The 17,695-nt window shown below is 62.9% G+C and carries 15 protein-coding genes; 8 read left to right on the top strand and 7 right to left on the bottom strand.

Features of this window, described 5'->3' with window-relative positions; all coding sequences use genetic code 11:
• The first annotated feature begins 1 nt into the window (after position 1).
• Both P3T20_RS32625 and P3T20_RS32620 read left to right on the top strand, forming a co-directional pair.
• On the top strand, positions 2-1,270 hold the full coding sequence (locus tag P3T20_RS32625; RefSeq protein ID WP_429288985.1) for an SfnB family sulfur acquisition oxidoreductase: 1,269 nt from the start codon (positions 2-4) through the stop codon (positions 1,268-1,270).
• Positions 1,270-2,640: an LLM class flavin-dependent oxidoreductase gene (locus P3T20_RS32620; protein ID WP_429288984.1), complete on the top strand. Its 1,371-nt coding sequence runs from the start codon at positions 1,270-1,272 to the stop codon at positions 2,638-2,640. The genes P3T20_RS32625 and P3T20_RS32620 overlap by 1 nt, the downstream gene beginning before the upstream one ends.
• Positions 2,641-2,744: 104 nt before the next feature.
• Here P3T20_RS32620 and P3T20_RS32615 read toward each other — a convergent pair whose 3' ends face one another.
• Positions 2,745-3,344, bottom strand: coding sequence for a nitroreductase family protein (locus tag P3T20_RS32615; protein ID WP_074268448.1), 600 nt, complete (start codon positions 3,342-3,344; stop codon positions 2,745-2,747).
• Positions 3,345-3,602: 258 nt separating this feature from the next.
• Here P3T20_RS32615 and P3T20_RS32610 point away from each other — a divergent pair, with 258 nt between their 5' ends.
• A complete protein-coding gene (locus P3T20_RS32610; RefSeq protein ID WP_429288983.1) occupies positions 3,603-5,108 on the top strand; it encodes an MFS transporter in 1,506 nt (501 codons plus the stop codon).
• A gap of 53 nt (positions 5,109-5,161) precedes the next feature.
• Here the strand turns inward: P3T20_RS32610 and P3T20_RS32605 are convergent, their stop codons facing one another.
• The 3 genes from P3T20_RS32605 to P3T20_RS32595 all read right to left on the bottom strand — a co-directional run bounded on the left by P3T20_RS32605 (position 5,162) and on the right by P3T20_RS32595 (position 8,331).
• Positions 5,162-6,364: an EAL and HDOD domain-containing protein gene (locus P3T20_RS32605; protein WP_074269443.1), complete on the bottom strand. Its 1,203-nt coding sequence runs from the start codon at positions 6,362-6,364 to the stop codon at positions 5,162-5,164.
• Between the two features lie 369 nt (positions 6,365-6,733).
• The gene (locus tag P3T20_RS32600) at positions 6,734-7,201 is read right to left on the bottom strand and encodes a 1-aminocyclopropane-1-carboxylate deaminase (RefSeq protein ID WP_429288982.1); all 468 of its coding nucleotides are present in this window, start codon (positions 7,199-7,201) and stop codon (positions 6,734-6,736) included.
• A gap of 113 nt (positions 7,202-7,314) precedes the next feature.
• A complete protein-coding gene (locus P3T20_RS32595; RefSeq protein WP_429288981.1) occupies positions 7,315-8,331 on the bottom strand; it encodes a 1-aminocyclopropane-1-carboxylate deaminase in 1,017 nt (338 codons plus the stop codon).
• Between the two features lie 159 nt (positions 8,332-8,490).
• On the opposite strand from P3T20_RS32595, the gene P3T20_RS32590 reads away from it, so the two are divergent.
• The 3 genes from P3T20_RS32590 (at position 8,491) to P3T20_RS32580 (ending at position 11,549) form a co-directional block, all read left to right on the top strand.
• Entirely contained in the window at positions 8,491-9,000 is a 510-nt protein-coding gene (locus P3T20_RS32590) for an Lrp/AsnC family transcriptional regulator (RefSeq protein ID WP_429288980.1), read from the top strand.
• A 105-nt stretch (positions 9,001-9,105) separates the two neighbouring features.
• Positions 9,106-9,705, top strand: coding sequence for an NUDIX hydrolase (locus tag P3T20_RS32585; protein WP_429288979.1), 600 nt, complete (start codon positions 9,106-9,108; stop codon positions 9,703-9,705).
• A gap of 149 nt (positions 9,706-9,854) precedes the next feature.
• On the top strand, positions 9,855-11,549 hold the full coding sequence (locus P3T20_RS32580; protein ID WP_429288978.1) for a carboxylesterase/lipase family protein: 1,695 nt from the start codon (positions 9,855-9,857) through the stop codon (positions 11,547-11,549).
• Positions 11,550-11,655: 106 nt separating this feature from the next.
• On the opposite strand, the gene P3T20_RS32575 is transcribed toward P3T20_RS32580, so the two are convergent.
• The 3 genes from P3T20_RS32575 to P3T20_RS32565 are packed head-to-tail and all read right to left on the bottom strand — an operon-like array spanning position 11,656 to position 15,153.
• Positions 11,656-12,390 carry an MmgE/PrpD family protein gene (locus tag P3T20_RS32575; RefSeq protein WP_429288977.1) on the bottom strand — a complete coding sequence of 245 codons (735 nt, stop codon included), beginning with the start codon at positions 12,388-12,390 and terminating at the stop codon, positions 11,656-11,658.
• A 4-nt stretch (positions 12,391-12,394) separates the two neighbouring features.
• A complete protein-coding gene (locus P3T20_RS32570) occupies positions 12,395-13,738 on the bottom strand; it encodes an MmgE/PrpD family protein (protein ID WP_429288976.1) in 1,344 nt (447 codons plus the stop codon).
• Positions 13,735-15,153 (bottom strand): MFS transporter, encoded by a 1,419-nt coding sequence (locus P3T20_RS32565; RefSeq protein ID WP_429288975.1) that lies wholly within the window; start codon positions 15,151-15,153, stop codon positions 13,735-13,737. Before P3T20_RS32565 ends, P3T20_RS32570 begins: the two co-directional genes overlap by 4 nt.
• Before the next feature lie 223 nt (positions 15,154-15,376).
• Between P3T20_RS32565 and P3T20_RS32560 the strand changes: the two genes are divergently transcribed.
• Positions 15,377-16,099, top strand: a complete 723-nt coding sequence (locus tag P3T20_RS32560) for a GntR family transcriptional regulator (RefSeq protein WP_429288974.1) — start codon at positions 15,377-15,379, stop codon at positions 16,097-16,099.
• Positions 16,100-16,684: 585 nt separating this feature from the next.
• The gene (locus P3T20_RS32555) at positions 16,685-17,695 is read left to right on the top strand and encodes an FHA domain-containing protein (protein ID WP_074268439.1); all 1,011 of its coding nucleotides are present in this window, start codon (positions 16,685-16,687) and stop codon (positions 17,693-17,695) included.

Here is a 17,695-nt window from a genome sequence, read left to right as displayed (position 1 = left end):
CATGAGCATCGACCTTTCCGTAGACCTGCGCGACGGTGTTGCGCCAGACCCATTGCCTCGTGAGTTACATGCGCATGCGCCGGGCACACCTGATCTGATCGCTAGCGATGACGAGGCGCTACAGGTGGCGCATCGCCTTGCGGCACAGTTCGCACCGGATGCCGCGCTACGCGACCGTGAGCGACGGCTGCCGTGGGCCGAGCTCGACGCCTTCGTCGCGAGCGGCCTGTGGGGTATCACGGTGCCGCGCGAATACGGCGGCGCTGGCGTGCGCAACGGTACGCTTGCCGAAGTCACGGCGATCATCGCCGCGGCGGATGGCTCGCTCGGCCAGATTCCGCAAAACCATTTTTACGCGCTGGAAGTGCTGCGCGTGGGCGGCAGTGTCGAGCAGCAGCGCTTTTTTTATGAGCGCGTGCTGGCCGGCGAGCGTTTCGGTAATGCGCTCGCCGAGATCGGCCATAAGGACTTCAAGCGACGCACCCGGCTGACGCGCGCAGCCGAAGGCTGGCACGTCGATGGCCGCAAGTTCTATTGCACTGGCGCCCTTTACGCACACTGGATCCCCACACTGGTCGTGGCAGACGACGAGGGCCGCGACGTCACCTACCTGGCGTTTGTGCCGCGCGACACGCCTGGCGTCACCGTGACCGACGACTGGGACGGTTTCGGTCAGCGCGTCACCGGCAGCGGCTCGGTGCAGTTCGAACATGTGCGAGTCGAGCCCGAATGGGTCGTGCCGTTTCAGGTTTCGTTCGAACACGCTACGACGATCGGCCCCGTCGCGCAGATCATGCATGCCGCGATCGATCTGGGCCAGGCACGCGGCGCTTTCGAGGCTGCCTTGCAGTTCGTGCGCGAACGTTCGCGACCATGGATCGACGCGAAGGTCGAGCGCGCGGCCGACGATCCGCTGACCATCGCGCAGTTCGGCGATCTCGCGGCGCGTTTGCGTGCAGCCGAAGCGTTGCTGCGACGCGCGGGCCGTTTCGTCGACGCTGCCCAGGCCAAAGCGACGGATCGCTCGGTGGCTGAAGCGTCGGTCGCGGTAGCGGAAGCGCGGGCGCTGACCACCACGGTGTCGCTCGACGCCGGCTCGCGCCTGTTCGAACTGGCCGGCACCGCTGCGACGCTCGATGGCCTGGGCCTCGACCGCTTCTGGCGCAATGCGCGCACTCATACGCTGCATGATCCGGTGCGCTGGAAGTATCATGCGGTGGGTAACTTCTATCTCAACGACAAGCTGCCGCCGCGGCACGGAGCCTTGTGATGGCGAAGAAACAGATTCTGCTCAACGCGTTCAACATGAACTGCGTCGGCCATATCAATCATGGCTTGTGGACGCATCCACGGGATCGCTCCATCGATTACCGCCTGCTGCCTTACTGGACCGATCTCGCTCGCACGCTAGAGCGCGGCCTGTTCGACGGCCTGTTTCTCGCCGACATCGTGGGCGTCTACGACGTCTATCAGCACAACGTGGATGTGACGTTGCGCGAGTCGATCCAGTTGCCGGTCAACGATCCCACGCTGCTGGTTTCGGCGATGGCCGCCGTGACCGAGCACCTCGGCTTCGGCGTGACGGTCAATCTCACCTACGAGCAGCCGTATCTGCTCGCACGGCGCTTCTCGACGCTCGATCATCTGACGCAAGGCCGCATTGGCTGGAACATCGTGACCGGTTACCTCGACAGCGCGGCGCGTGCAATGGGCCTCACCGAACAACTGCCACACGACGAACGCTACGAGCGCGCGGACGAGTACCTCGAGATTCTCTACAAGCTGTGGGAAGGCAGCTGGGAGCAGGGGGCCGTGTTGCGCGACAAGGCAGGCCGTGTCTATGCGGATCCGGCCAAGGTGCATCAGGTGAAGCACGCAGGGCGTTATTACAACGTCGAGGGTTATCACCTCGCCGAGCCGTCGCCGCAGCGCACGCCGGTACTGTTCCAGGCGGGCAGCTCCGGGCGCGGCCAGCGCTTTGCGGCGCGGCACGCCGAGTGCGTGTTCATCTCGCCGCCAAACCGGACGGTGGGACGTGAGACGGTACGAACGTTGCGCGGGCAACTGGTTCAGGCCGGGCGGAAACCGGACGACGTCAAGGTATTCGTCGGCGCGGCGGTTGTGACGGGCGCCACCGAAAGCGAAGCGCGCGAAAAACACGCGGACTATCTACGGTATGCGAGCCGTGAAGCAGGCCTCGCGCATTTCGCAGCCAGCACGGGCATCGACTACGCGCAATACGATCTCGACGAGCCGGTGGATTATGCCCCGACCAACGCCATCGAATCGGCGACGCGCACGGCTAAACAGCACGGCTGGACGCGCCGCAAACTGCTGGACATGTTCGAGATGGGCGGCCGCTATCCGGCCATCGTCGGCACCGCCTCGCAGGTTGCGGATGAATTGCAGGCGTGGGTTGAAGAGACTGGCGTGGACGGTTTCAATCTGAGCCGCACGGTCGTGCCGGAGAGTTATGAGGACTTCATCGATCTGGTGGTGCCGGAACTGCAAAACCGAGGGCTGTACAAGACCTCGTATGAGGACGGTGCGCTACGGCACAAACTGTTCGGTGAGGGCGACCAGTTGCCGGAGCGGCACGCCGCAGCCAGTTTCCGGCGTCGGGCAACCGAGGCCGTTTAATACCGTTGCCGCTTGAGCGACAGCGGCAGGAAGCAGGAGCCGGCACGGACCTTCCGCGCCGGCCTCATTGAAGAAGAACTTCTCCTTAAACCTTTCCAACAACCTCAGGGAACAAAGCGTCCCTCGCCAGCGAATTCGGCCACAGGTTTGCGCGGGCTCGGTACTTCGCGCGCCTGAAGCTGCTCCGGCAAAAGACTTTTATCGCCCAGCCTTCCTACTGCAACCGCGGCTTCAATCGAATATCCGTCCGGAACTGCCAGTCCCTGACGGATCTTGTCACGCTCGATACCCGCCATGCCGTGGGTATGCCACCCGGCAAGACTCGCCTGCAGCGCGAAATAGGCCCACGCCGAGCCTGTATCGAACGAGTGGGTGACGGCGGGTACTTCGGCGGTCGCGCCGGGCGGCGTGAAGTTATCCTTCGACAGAACGATCACGATGGCCGCCGCACGTTGGGCCCAGCTCCGGTTGAAGTCGTTCAGGTACTCGAGAAAGCGCGTCCAATGCTCGGTGCCACGCCGTGCATATGCAAACCGCCAAGGTTGCGAGTTATAGGAGGAGGGTGCCCAGCGCGCTGCTTCGAAGAAGGTCAGCAGGGTGGACTCGGGAATGGTTTCCTCCGTGAAGGCGCGAGGCGACCAGCGGTCGAGGAACTGAATGTCGATCGGATGTTCGGCCGAACGGGCCGCGTTCGATGTGCTCATGTCTTGATCCAGAAAGAAACGAGGGCTGGCCGGTGACCGCGCGCGCTGCTGCCGCGCGGACGATTCCAGCCAGAGCTGGGGGCTGCAAACTCCACGCCTTGAAGGCTCGACGAGGCGCATAGAGCATTTATACCCGATTCTGCGCGAGACGATGCAAACCAGAGGGGCGCAGATTTGCTTATGTAAATTCGTCGTTTTGCCGATGCAGGCCGCATGGCTACCATGGGGCGCTTAGCTACTCGTGCGAAATCCGATCTCATGTCCACCGTTGCCGTTCCTTCGACACCTGTCGACACCTCCGTGCAGGCGGGAAGCGTTTCCCGCACCGCCGTCATCCGTTCCGCGCAAGACGTCTCGCGCATCGTCAACGCGGGCGCTGCGAAAGGCAGCAACGCGCGCATCGTGATTGCGATCGCACTCGGCGGGGTCTTTCTGGATGCCTACGATCTGACCTCGCTCGCTTACGGCATCAAGGACATCGCGCGGCAGTTTTCACTTTCGCCGGTACAGGTAGGCTTCGTTTCATCTGCGATCACGTTTGGCGCCATTCTCGGCGCGCTGTTCGGCGGGTATCTGACCGACCGTATTGGACGTTACCGTGTCTTCATGGCCGACATGCTGTTCTTCGTGGTCGCGGCGATTGCCGCCGGTCTTGCGCCGAATGCGTGGGTGCTCGGCGGAGCGCGCTTTCTGATGGGCTTCGGTGTCGGCCTCGATCTGCCGGTGGCGATGGCGTTTCTCGCGGAGTTTTCGCGTGTGGCGGGCAAAGGCAACAAGGCCGCCAGCGTGGCCGCGTGGTGCCCTGCGTGGTATGCGGCCACCAGCACCTGCTATCTGCTGATTCTCGGCCTGTATGCGATTCTCCCCGAGCATCAGTTGGGCTGGCTGTGGCGCCTGACGCTCGCCTTCGGCGCAGTGCCCGCCATCGTCATCATTCTGGTGCGCAGCCGCTACATCAGCGAGTCGCCCGTGTGGGCGGCGAACCAGGGTGATCTCGAGGAGGCCGCGCGCATTCTCAAGCGCTCGTATGGCGTCGACGCCGTGGTGGAACGCAGCCAGGTACCGGTCAAGGCGCCGCGCGCGGCGTCGTGGCGCAATTACGGTGTGCTGTTCAACAGCACCTACCGTAGACGCACGATTCTCGCCGCGACGATCGGCGCCGCTTCTTCGTTCGGCTATAACGCGATCATCTTCGGCTTGCCGGTGATCATCGCCAGCTTCTTTCATCAAGGCCCGCTGACGACGATCGTCGCTGCGTTGACGCTGAATCTGGCGTTTGCATTTGTCGGCGGATTGCTTGGGGTGCGTACCGCGCCGACCGTGGGCGCATGGAAGATGACGGTGCTAGGGCATTCGCTGCAGTTCGCGTCGTTGATCGGCCTTGCGCTGATCGGCAAGCCCAGCAGCGGTGCGCTCGTCGTGCTGGCGATCCTGTTGCTCGGCGGCTATCTGTTTGGGCAAGGCTTCGGCCCGGGTTCGCATTCGATGACGTATGCGTCGCTGAGCTATCCGACTTCGTTGCGCGGCATCGGGGTGGGCTTCAATCAGACGCTGGTGCGCTCCGCATCGACGATTTCGCTGTTTCTGTTCCCGGTTCTCGCCGCAGCGCTCGGCACGAAGGTGTTCTGGGTGATTGCAGTCGCGCCGCTGACGTCGTTGCTCGTGCTGCTGGCGATCCGCTGGGAGCCGTCGGGCTATGACGTCGATGCTGAGGATTACGTTGAGGCAGGGACAGTGGAGCGCGAGGCGGCCGTTGCGGCTTAACCAATGCGTCAAGTTGAGAACCGGCCGGCGTATAGCACGCTGGCCGTGCGTCGTCACAGAGCAAGACTGGGTATCTTGCCGGCGAACTCTGCGCCAAGCGTGCGGCCTTGCCTGAAGGCCGCATCGAACTGTCCTTGCTCGAGATGCTCGGCAATCGTGAGCAGCGTGCCCAGCACGCCCGCATGCTCGACGATGGCTTCCTCGATGACGATGTCGATGGAGATATCGGTAAAAAACCGTTCTGGCGTGACCTCGCACGATATGTAGGCGAGCGAAAGAAGTCCGCAAAGCCACGCGGCCTCATGGAAGTCGCCGTCTTCAGGAGTCAGTTCGCCTGCTGCGCGCTCCATGAAATTAGCCCGATGCTGTACAAGCTGGGCAAGCGGGCTATGGCCGAAGCGCAAGTCCGCCGGATTTCCATACAGCAGCAGGCAGCACCACAACATCAGCTGCTTACTGCCGACAACGGCAACAGCCTGTCCGATGGACGTGATGGGAGCGTGGCTCCAGCGGCGTCTGGCCGCATTGTTGGCAAGGCGCAGCAACTGGATGACCAGAGCAGGGGCATGCTTGAGTGCGTCCTCGAGATGCGCGCCGTCCGCTTCTTCTCTCAGCAACTGCAGCACGCGGAATACCGCGGCGAATCTCGAGGGCGTTCTGCTGGCCGTCAACAGTTGCGGCCTGGCAAAGTAATAACCCTGAAACAGATCACAGCCGGCCTGCAAGGCCGCTGCGTGGTCGCTTCGCTCTTCGACCTTTTCGGCCAGCACCCGCTTTCCGGCGCGCTTGCATCGCTCGATGGCGTAGGCGGCTTCCTCCGGCGCGAGGTACGGCCACTCGAGCTTGACGATATCGACGTGCGGCAGGAATCGTTCGATGTCAGGCGTGAGCGAGCGGACATCGTCGAGTGCGATACGAAACCCGGCGAGGCGCAACTCGTCGCATCGCGCGGCCAGTTCGTCGGTCAGTCCCGTACCTTCAAGGATTTCGAGCACGAAGCGCGACGGCGGCAATACATCGACCGCGCCAAAAAACAGGAAGTCGCCGGTACAGTTCAGGAAACCGTCGTCATGGCCGAGTACATACTCGATACCCAACACGCCCAGCGTACGCTCGACCACGGCAGCGGTCGCCGAGTATCCGTCCTGAATCCGCGCGATATCGTCTCCCGCTTCCCGGAACAACAATTCCTGCGCGACGACAAGGCCCTGCCGGTCGAGGATCGGCTGACGAGCGACAACTACTTCAGCTTTCATTGGGCTACCTTGGTCATATTCTTCGCCGACTGGGAACGCCATTTGATGCTCCCGGTGTTCACGTGCTTGACCCTTTGGCCTGGATGTTGCGTTTTGGGTTTCCGCGTCTTTTCGCATTCGACAAAATGGACCCGCAGGCAGTCTTCCGCGAGGAGACCGCCTGTTCAGGCTATGGACAGGATGGACGAATGAACCCCGTTGTCATGCTGGCGACACACACCAACGCCGCATTTGACCCGCCAAATGCTACCGCTTTATGGCCGATGAATGCCAGCAATTCTCATATTAGTGCGCCACAAGTCTGATTTTCGTTGGCGGTTGTGATGCGGTTCTGAAAGTTTCCGGTAATTTTATTTATGCGGAACCCGATCAGTAACTGTCTCCCCACTTCTCGGACAATGAAGCGCGTAGCGCTTCTTCCACCGTGCCGATCATGGTGCCGAGCTGCAGTTCGTGATTTGCGCTGGGGCGATAGTGGGCGAAGAAAACCCGTTGGCCAATGACGCCGCCGAGCCATTCCAGCGCGGCCATATCCTGCGAGCACAGCAACAGCCTGCTGTCCCGTGGGAGAGGATCGAGGGCCTGTTCAATTCCATTTGCGCATCCGTGCTTCTGCGGCCGGATCGCGCCATGCTCGCGTGACACGAGCCATTCGCCATGGGTGGCCGCAGGGTCGAGGAGGCGCAGTAAAGCCACTTGTGGCGAACTTTCCAGACGCGCGGCCAAGGCCTGTTCGAAGGTCTCGGCGACGGTGTTATCGGTGACGATGCAGACTTGCGTGAGCCGGGATGGTGCGCGACGCCAACGCGCAGCGCGTGATTCACCACTGGATTGCATAACGTTCCCCGTTGAGGCATGTCACGACGAGAGCACGAGAATCTGCAGAACCACAGCGGTCACCCAAACACGCTTGCCGTGCCGGGAGACCGCTCGTTACCGCGGCGCTGCCTTTAACCGTTGCGGAACAGGAAGCTATAACCGTTCAGCGCCGGCACGCCGCCCAGGTGTGCGTAGAGCACTTTTGATCCGGCCGGGAATTCGCCCAGCCGAACCTTGTCGATCATGCCTTGCATCGATTTGCCTTCGTAGACCGGATCGGTCAACATGCCTTCGAGCCTGGCGCACAGGCGAATTGCCTCCATCGTCCCTTCGTTCGGCAGTCCGTATTCGGGGCCGCCGTAGCGTTCATCGAGAACGATATCCCTGGCGACAATGTCGCGGCCCAGTTCGACCTTCTCGGCAGTTTGCTTCGCAATCCGGAAGATCTGGTCGCGCGTTTGCGCGGGCTTGGCTGATGCATCGATGCCGATCACGCGATCGGCGCGGCCGTCGGCGGCAAAACCGACCACCATGCCCGCCTGCGTGCTGCCCGTCACCGAGCACACGACGATGTAGTCGAACTTGAAGCCCAGTTCGGCTTCCTGCTGCCGGACTTCTTCGGCAAAGCCCACGAATCCCAGACCGCCCAGCGGATGGTCCGAGCAGCCGGCCGGAATCGCGTAGGGCTTGCCGCCTGCCTCGCGCACGCTTTCCAGTGCGTCTTCCCAGCTCTTGCGAAAGCCGATATCGAAACCGTCGGCGACGAGACGCACGTCCGCGCCCATGATGCGCGACATCTGGATGTTGCCGACGCGGTCATACACCGCGTCCGAGTAGTTGACCCAGTTCTCCTGTACGAGCACGCATTTCAGACCCAGATGGGCTGCGACCGCGGCGACCTGGCGAGTCTGATTGGACTGGATGCCGCCGATCGAAACGAGCGTGTCGCAGCCTTGCGCCAGCGCTTCGGGAATCAGGTACTCGAGCTTGCGGGTCTTGTTGCCGCCAAACGCCAGGCCGCTGTTGCAGTCTTCACGCTTCGCGTAAAGCTCGACTTTGCCGCCCAGGTGCTGGCTCAGACGCGGCAGTGCCTGGATCGGCGTAGGGCCGAAGGTGAGGGAATGGCGGGGGAATTTCTTCAGATTCATGCAAGTCTCCGGTGATAAAGAGGGTCGCGGCAGCCGATGCTGCAATGAGGCCTATAGTAGAAAAGTTCGCAAGAAACAGGGTTGCGAATAAATTGATGATTTGTGGGTTTAAATAGGTTGATGGTATTTTTTACCTACATTTACTTCTCGTGAACCGTTATGCCCGCAAGAAAATTTCGTGACCCTGCGCCGCCGGGCCGCCAGTCAAGCCCGGAGATCGATCGCGTCGACCGGGCCATCCTGCGTCAGTTGCAGCGCGACGCGTCGGTCTCGAACGTGGCGCTGGCGGCCAAAGTGAATCTGAGTGCACCGGCTTGCCTGCGACGGGTCGAGCGGCTCAAAGAGATGGGGCTGATCCGCGGGGTGGTGGCATTGCTCGACGCGAAGGCGCTCGATGCCGGCATGCTCGTGATGATCGGCGTGGTGCTGGACCGCTCGACACCGGAGTCGTTTTCCGACTTCGAGAAAGCGGCGCAGAAAGTGTCGGGCTGTATGGAGTGCCACGTCGTGACCGGCGAATTCGATTACTTCATGCTGGTGCGCACGAAAGACAGCGACAGTTTCAACCGGCTGCATGCCGAGCAATTGCTCTATCTTCCGGGCGTGCGGCAGATCCGGTCGTTCGTTGTACTCAAGGAGATCCTTTCGACGACGAGCGTGCCTGTGTAACGCTGAGTGGCGGGAGTTTGAATTACAGTGAGGTTTTGCATTTCATCCATCGCGCAGATACGGAACGCTCTCATGAATGCACCTGCTGAATCCATGCAACGACGCTTGACCCAGGCTCGCCGCTTATTGGCAATCGCCCAGACGGGCCTGCATTACACGGATGGCGCCTTCGACAGGGAGCGTTATCAGGAATTGCTGGGCATTGCGCAGGCGCAGCTTGCAGAGGTGGCCGACATCAGCACGGAAGAGGTCGCGCAGCTTTTCAGCCGGGAAGAAGGCTATGCCAATCCGAAGCTCGACGTTCGCTGTGCGGTGTTCGACGATGCCGGTCGCGTGCTGCTGGTGCGTGAAGCTTCTGACGGCCTCTGGTCGCTGCCTGGCGGCTGGGCCGACATCGGCGCCTCGCCGGCCGAGAACGCCATGCGCGAAGTCTGGGAGGAGAGTGGCTATACGGTCACCATCGAGCGATTGCTGGCGGTGTGGGATATCTTGAAGCATAAGCATCCGCCATCTGTTTTTCACATCTGGAAGCTCGTGTTTCTCGGGAAGATTGTCTCTTCGGGTGACATCTCCGGAGTGGAAACCGATGCCGTCGAGTTCTTTCCGGTCGACGCACTGCCGCCGTTGTCGGAGGGACGCGTCTTGCCGGAACAGATCAGAAGACTCGCCGAGCTTCGGGCCAATGGCGGCATGGAGTTCGACTGAACTTGCAGGCTGGGCGTCTGGGTGTGGTGTATACACTTAATTGATATTTCCTGATAAGCGCCGCTAGAATCTGGTTCGAAACGGCTGATTTGTCGACACTGAGACAAATCGCCGCCTGAAAAGACCGCGAACCAGGAGACAGCCGCGAGATGGAAACAGGCAGCCATGACCGCCGGGAACCGGCATCTGTCGACCCGGCCGAAGCGCCGGGCAGTCCCGATCGGCGCACTATCCTGAAGGGTCTCGCGCTGGCGGCGGGCGGCAGTGTCGCGCCTGCGCTGTTCATGTCCGCGGCGCGGGCAGCGACAGCCTCGGCGCCGGTTGTCGAAACGGCGGCGGGACGTCTGCGTGGCCTGCACGTCGATGGCGTCGACGTATTCAAACAGGTTCACTACGCAGCGAGCACTGGCGGCGCCAACCGGTTTTTGCCACCGCAGCCGCTGCAGCCGTGGAGCGGTGTGCGCGACGCGACCACATTCGGCCCATCCGCGCCGCAGCACGTGGACAAGCTCGATGCCCTCAGCGCGTGGTACGCAACGATCGAGCCGGTCAGCGAAGACTGCCTGCACCTGAACGTGTTTGCTCCGTCTGCCGGACGCGCGCAGGCCAAACGGCCGGTGATGGTCTGGCTGCACGGCGGCGGCTGGTGGGGTTGCGCCGGCACCGCACCGGGCTTCGACGGCACGCGTCTCGCGCAGCGCGGCGACGTGGTGGTCGTCACCGTCAATCATCGTCTGAACCTGTTCGGCTACCTCTATCTCGGCGATGCAGACGAGCGCTTTGCCGATGCAGGCAATGCCGGCATCCTGGATCTCGTTACGGCATTGCGCTGGGTACGCGAGAACATTGCTGCATTCGGCGGCGATCCTGACAACGTGACGATTTTCGGGCAGTCCGGCGGCGCGTCGAAGGTCGGGACATTGATGGATCTACCGGCCGCGCACGGGCTGTTCCACAAGGCGGTTATTGAAAGCTGCTCCGGCGGCTTGCACCTCGACACGCAGGAAGAGGCGGCGCGGCAAACGCAGGCACTATGTGCGCATCTCGGTCTCGCGAGCCCGGACCCTGCCGCGCTGCAGGCGCTGCCGGTGGACACGCTGCTCGCCGCGATGCGCGCGGTTAGCGATCCGTTCCGGCCGGTGCTCGACACCCGCACCTTTACGCGCCATCCATTCGATCCCGATGCGCCGCCGCAGTCCGCGTCGGTGCCGCTGCTGATCGGCAACGCAGCCACTGAAATGACGTTGTACATGGCCGCCGATCCTCACAACTTCGCCATCGACTGGCCGACTGTCGAGCGGCGGCTTGGACTGCTGCTGCGCATCGACGCTGCGGGCGTCGCGCGCGTCATCGACGCGTATCGTGGCGCGAATGGATCCGCGTCAGCGACAGACGTGCTGGCAGCAGTCAGCACGGACTACGTGTTTCGCCGCAATACCACGCGAATCGCCGAGCTGCAGTCGGCGCAGGCGCCCGTCTTCGATTATGTGTTCGACTGGAAGACGCCGGTGATGGGCGGTGTGCTGCATTCGCCGCACACCATTGAGGTGCCGTTCGTGTTCGGCACGATCAAGGCCGCAAAGGGCCTCGTGGGTAGCGGTCCTCAGCTGGAACGGCTGTCACACGACGTGATGGGTGCGTGGACCGCGTTTGCGCACACGGGCGATCCGAACACGCCTGCGTTGCCGAACTGGCCGAGGTACGATGCGACCGGCCGCGCGACGATGATGCTCGACCTGCAGAGCCACGTCGAACGTAATCCGGGCGGCACGGCGCGAAGCGCGTTGGACGGCTTGCCGCCCTACGAGTACAACATCGACCGCAATTGTGTCGTGCGTGGGTGAGGGCGGTGCTGCACGGGTGACACGATGAAAGAACGAGCTCGCCTGAGGAGCGCCCGGTCATGCCGGACGCTCCTCAGGCTAACCAAGCAACACACTACGTGATTGCTCAGGTTGCGCTGATCCAACGCGTGCCCAGCTCGTCGATGATTGCAGCTGCATCGAACCGGTAGGCCATCAGCGCGGCCAGTCCGCGTCGGCCGTCGATCGACGCCAGCGCGGAGGTAAAGCCGTGCTTCGCCAACAGAGCCGCCTCGATCGCATCGGCAGCGGCCTTGCCCGTTTCGAGCGCTTCCATGGCCCCGTTCGCATTGCGGGCTAGCCCGGCTGCCTGGGTTGCGGCAACGCCAAGCGCGTTGCGCGTGCAAACGGCGTCGAGCGCCAGCAGACGCGTTATCGCGAGCGTGGCGCCGAGCACACCAATCGACGAAGCCACGTTCCAGCGTGCGCGATACGCGTCGTCGTCGAGCGCGGTCAGCACGCGCTGCGCCGCTTCGACGCCAATGGCAGCAGCCGTGGCGAGCACATCGTCTGACGCGCCACCGCGTTCGCCGAACGCGAGCACCGCGGCCAGTACCGGCGTCGCGACACTCGGCGCCGAAACACGCGCGAGCGCGGCGCCATAGGCCCAGGCCCGCGTGCGTGCGTCCTGAGGCGACGGTTGCGAGCCTTGTAGCGCGGCGATCTGCGCTTCGCTGGCGAGCGCGCCACGCGTGGCGGCGCGGGCTTGTTCGAGCGCGCGCTGCGCAGCGGCTAGTGCCGGCGCTGCCGCGTTCGTCAGTGAAGCCGTCGCGAAACCGACGAGTGCGTCGGAGACAGGGGAGTGTGTAGCGGTTTCATGCATGATTTCAATCCTTGTTCGGGACGCACAGCGCGAACAGCGCGTCGAGATTGGCAGCGGCCTCGAGATCCTGAACCGCGGCGGCGATGCGCCCGGTCACGCCAGCGCCCAGCACCGGCTCGATGAGCAGCCGCACCTTGTCCATCAGTTCGTCCTGCGTCAGCGGTCTCGCGAGACTGCCGCGCGCATGCTCGACGTGGTGAGCGGCCACACGGCCACCGGCCAGACGCGCTTCGATAAACACCTCGTCGCGATTGACCTTCGTATCCGGCACGAGCCTGGTTTTCGCGCGCAAGGCGACCACATCGGGCTGCACGACGCGCGCATCCTCATACTGTGCGAGACCGACACGCCGGTCGCACAGTGCCGCGGCCACGCCGTGAATCGCGCTAAAGCGAGCCTGCAGGCCATCCTTCGGCTGCGGATTGCCCATCAGTTCCGGCACCAGCGGATGGCAGCGTACCTCGATCGTTTCGATTGCGGTGGCGTCGTCGATCTGCTTGCTGAGTTCGAGCCCCGCGTCGATCGCCGGATGCGCCACGATCCCGCACGGATACGGCTTGTAGGTGTTGAACAGCAGTTCCCAGCGCTCGCCCAGCTGGCCGTTCATCTGCTCGAAGTCGGCGCGTGTCGACATCGAGTGCGAATAGCCGCCTTCCGCTTCGAACACGTCGTCGGCAGCCTGCTGGCCATAGAGCGCGAGCCGCGCGGCCGCGATCCCGTTCGCTGCTGCCTTGCCCGGGTGATACGGTTTGGTCATCGTGCCGAACGCTTCGCGTTGGCCGACGAACATCGACGCGGCGATCGATACCGCACGCGCCAGAGCATCCGCGTCGAGCCCAAGCAGCAGCCCAGCCGTCAAGGCGCAGCCGATCACACCGCAGGTACCGGTGATATGCCAGCCGCGATCATAGTGCTCTGGCGAGATCGATACGCCGACGCGCAACTGCGCCTCGCAGCCGAGTGCGAACGCGGTGAGGGCCTGTGCGCCGCTCGGGCGCGTCGATGGCGCCAGCGCGGTCAGCACCGCTAGCACTGAAGCGGCCGGGTGAATCACGGTCGCGAGGTGCGTATCGTCGAAGTCGTCGAGGTGGCCGGCAAAACCCGTTGCCAGCGCACTGAAGTGGAGGTCGACGCGCTCGCTGCGGCCCGGCACCGGCGCTTCGGGCGCGGCGCCGAGTTCCTGCGCGGCCGCGAGAATCGCTTCGACGCCGGGATGCATCGAAGCGCCGATCGATGTGCCGATCACGTTGACAAGAGAGCGCTTCGCTTCCTCCGCAACCGCGGGCGGCAGGGGTCGCTGCGCGAGCGCGTGCAGGCCGTGCGCAAAGGCGGCGGCAATATGCTTCATTGGGACAACTCCTCAAGACGAATGCCGTTGGTACGCGGCCCGAAGGCCCCGACCATAACGACGATGACAAACATGGCCGAAGAAATCAATGCGAATACGGCCGGCACGCCGAAGTGCTTCAGCAGTGCGGCTACCCAGAAGCCGACGAAGATCGAACTGAAGCGGCTCCAGCTGAACACGAAACCGACGGCGCGGGCCCGTATACGTGTGGGATAAAGCTCTGCCTGATAGGTGTGGAAAATGCCGATCAGCCAGTTGTTCGCGATCGTGACGGCACTGCCGCACACGAGGATCAGCGCGGGCTCGCGCACGAACCCGAACAGCACGCCGAAGACGGCCACCACCAGCGCGCAGCCGACCAGCTGCCACTTGCGCTGGAAGCGCTCCGCGCACGCGATTGCGCCGACGGCGCCGAGCGGCGTCGCGCATGCGATGACCATCGTGTACAGCAGCGAATGCGTGAGCGTGATGCCCTTCGAATAGAGCAGGACCGGCACCCACGAGCCGAAGCCGTAGACGCCGAAGGTCTGGCAGAAATTGAAAACCGACAGCATCACTGTGCGCGAGAGGTACGGGCGCTTCCACATTTCGCCGAACGACCCGCGGCCTTCCTGCTGCGCTTCCGGATCCGCCGCGTGCAATGCGGGTGCCGGCAGCGGCCGGCGCGTCTGGGCAACCACGTTGCGCTCCATCTCCGTGACGATTGCGTCCGCCTCGGCGGTGCGTCCCTTGCTCTCCAGCCAGCGCGGCGACTCCGGCAGCCCGCGCCGCACGAACCAGATCAGCACGCCACCCGCGGAGCCGACGATCATCACCCAGCGCCAGCCATCGAGGCCCAACACGTGATGCGGTACCACCAGCCACGACAGCACGGCGACGGTCGGCACGGACGTCAGGATTATGAGGATGCTGAACGCCATGTACTTGCCGCGGGTTCGATACGGCGTCAGCTCCGAGATATAAGTGTCGACAGTAATCAGTTGCACGCCAATTCCTACTCCGGCCCAGAAGCGCCAGAAATCCATCGCGAGCGGATCGTTCTGGAACGCCGCCACGAGGGTCGCGATCGAGTACGCGAACATCGCAAACGTGAACACCGAGCGGCGCCCAAAGCGGTCGCTGAAACCGCCGAGCGCGACCGTGCCGATGAACATCCCGCCGAAGAACGAGCCGAGAAAACTCGCGAAGCCGTTCACGTCGAAGAGGCTCTCGGTGGTCGCCCGATACATGCCGCTATGGATGAGGCCCAACGCCAGATAAGCGGCCATAAACAATTCGTAGAACTCGAACCAGCCTCCCATCGCGATACGTGCGACGAGGCCGAGGAAATATCGCGTGGGCGGCAAGCGGTCCAGCCGCGCCGATACGCCAGCTTGCGTGTGCACGGGGTCTGCGACCCCTTTCTCCATATACATCACGTCTCCTTCGTCTCTGAACTTGGCCGGCTTAGTGTCGACACTTTGCTCAGTGTATTCGTTCTTGTTTGTTGAAATCAACAATTTTATGATCTAGTGTCGACACTTTGATGGAGTCCACTGGGATGTTTCCGGGCCCGCCAGGGGTGCCTGCTAAAATGCGCGACCGGATCGGAGCAGTCACGCTGCCTCGCTCCCAGCCAACGACAGCAACGGAATGGCAATGGACGAGTTTCTCGACAAGAACGTAGAAGAACCGAACGATACGAACGACAGCTCGCCGGTTGCCGGCATCGTGGACTGGGTGGCGCGCGGCATCATCGAAGGGCGGCTGCAGCCCGGCGACGACCTGAACTCGGTCGACCTCGCGAAGCGTTTCAAGGTGAGCCGCACGCCCGTGCGCGAGGCGCTGTTCGTGCTGAGCCGCGAAGGCCTCGTCGACTGGTCGCCGCGGCGCCGGCCGCGGGTGTCGGCGGTCAGTCTGAAGGACGTGCGCGAGCTGTATCAGTTGCGCGCCGTGCTGTATGCGCAGGTGTCGTTTGCGATCGTCGAACATGCGAGCGACGCGGATATCGAGGCGCTGTGGGCCGCGCATCGACGCCTCGCCGACGCAGCGGCGCGGCATGACGTGGACGGCTATTTCTGGGGCAACGTGGCGTTTCGCGATGAGGAACTGCGGGTGTGCGGCAACGCGATCTTCAAGGAAGTTCTGGATTCGCTACGCATGCGCACCAACCGGCTGCGGCATCTGAGTACCTCGCTGCCGGGCCGGCTGCAACGCTCCTGCGAGGATCACCAGCGACTTTGCGAGGCCTATGCGGAGCGCGACGGCACGCTTGCCGCGGCGTTGAACCGGTCTATCGTACTGGGTGCGTTGCGTGCGATCGAAGCCGCATGGCAGGACGGCGCTTCGCCGGCTCGTGACGATAACGACAGCGCGTCGTGACGTTAGTCAGCGTATTAACAATTGGGGCGAGGAAAGAGGAGGGGGCTCGCAACGAGGGAACGGCGATGACTGCTCGGCCAGCCGGAAGGATTCGTCGCGCCTTCCCTGCCGCTTGCCGTCGCTGCGAGTGCTCGAAGGATGCGGTGTCTGGCTCGCCTCATCAATTACAGGTGATAACAGGCACCTCCGCCTGGTCTCACTCTTCCCTTTAATTTTCCTTTCAATTCGTGTCTTTCTAACGGCCTCGCATACGCTCGATACATTGAAAGCCTATTGGTTGTTTTTCGCGCAGTCGATTTTCGATTGCTTGCGTGACGCATCAAACTCGGGCAACATCGCTTCCGGGATTGCGAAGCGGCAGAGGCTTGGCTGGAGCCTTTGCCGGACGAGCGACACAAAAAGTCTCTAGAATGACAGACTCGCGATTTTCACCAGAAAATTACGGGGAAACGCGGCCGTAAGATTAAGTTGTCTACGGCACTACGCATTATTAAAATGCATTTCCAGTCATTGTTCAGGGCAAGTGATCAATCGCCGGTTTGATCACTGCTTCGCGCAATCAGGCGAAAACCACGGTTCGATGTGATGGCGACGCTAAAGAACAACGTGTCCGGGGAATCATGTCTGTTGAAGGTTAATCACGTGTTCGGCCGAGATGCCGAGCGTTGCGACACCGTCATTCAAGACGCCTACGTTTCCCGCGTGCATGCGATGGTCCACTTCAACGGCGGGCAATGGAACCTGCTTGATCAAAGCAGCAACGGCACGTTGCTGTCGGGTACATTGCTGCGCCATGGCGAGCATGCGCCTCTGCGCGAAGGCGATCTGATTCGCTTCGGTAAAGCGGTTGACGGCACCTGGGAGGTCGCGGATCTCGCGGACCCAGTCGATACGCTGTGGCCCGTTCGTCCGCCCGCTCGTCCCATTCTGCTCGAATTCGCCCAGGTGCTGCCAGGCGACAACACGCCCGCCATCAGTGTGATGCGCTCCACGACCGGCGAATGGCTGTGCGACGACGCTGGCTCGCTGCGCGTGCTTCATCACGGCGACATCATTACGGCGGGCAAGCTGAGCTGGCGCCTGGAAATGGCGCGCAATGACCAGACGCTCACGCTGGCCGCGCCGCCCGCGCTCGCGGCACCGCCGGCACGGATCGAGTTTGCGGTCAGCCTGAACGAAGAACACGTGCGCGCTGTATTGCACACGCGCGGCGGGGCGGTCGACCTCGGCGAGCGCGCCCATCATTACTGTCTCACGACCCTCGCACGGATCCGTTTTGCCGACGCGCAGGCGGGCTACGACAGTGGCTCGCAAGGCTGGGTTGAAATGCCCGAACTGTCGCGCATGCTTGGGCTCGACGTAGCCCACGTCAACGTGCAGATCCATCGTGCCCGTGCCCAGTTTGCGGCACTTCCGGGTGAGGGGAAGGTCGAGCTCATCGAGCGCCGGCGCGGTAGTGTGCGTTTTGGCAACATCGCATTCCGGGTCATGCGAGGAGAGCAGCCGGAATGTCTGTGGGTGCCGGGCGATCCCGTCAATGGCGACGCCACGCGCACCATGACTGCGGACCTGACGCGGCACGCCCTGTCGAACTGA

Source organism: Paraburkholderia sp. GAS206C, from assembly GCF_050435645.1.
Lineage (GTDB): Bacteria > Pseudomonadota > Gammaproteobacteria > Burkholderiales > Burkholderiaceae > Paraburkholderia > Paraburkholderia phenazinium_B.
This window is presented reverse-complemented; position numbering and strand designations above follow the sequence as displayed.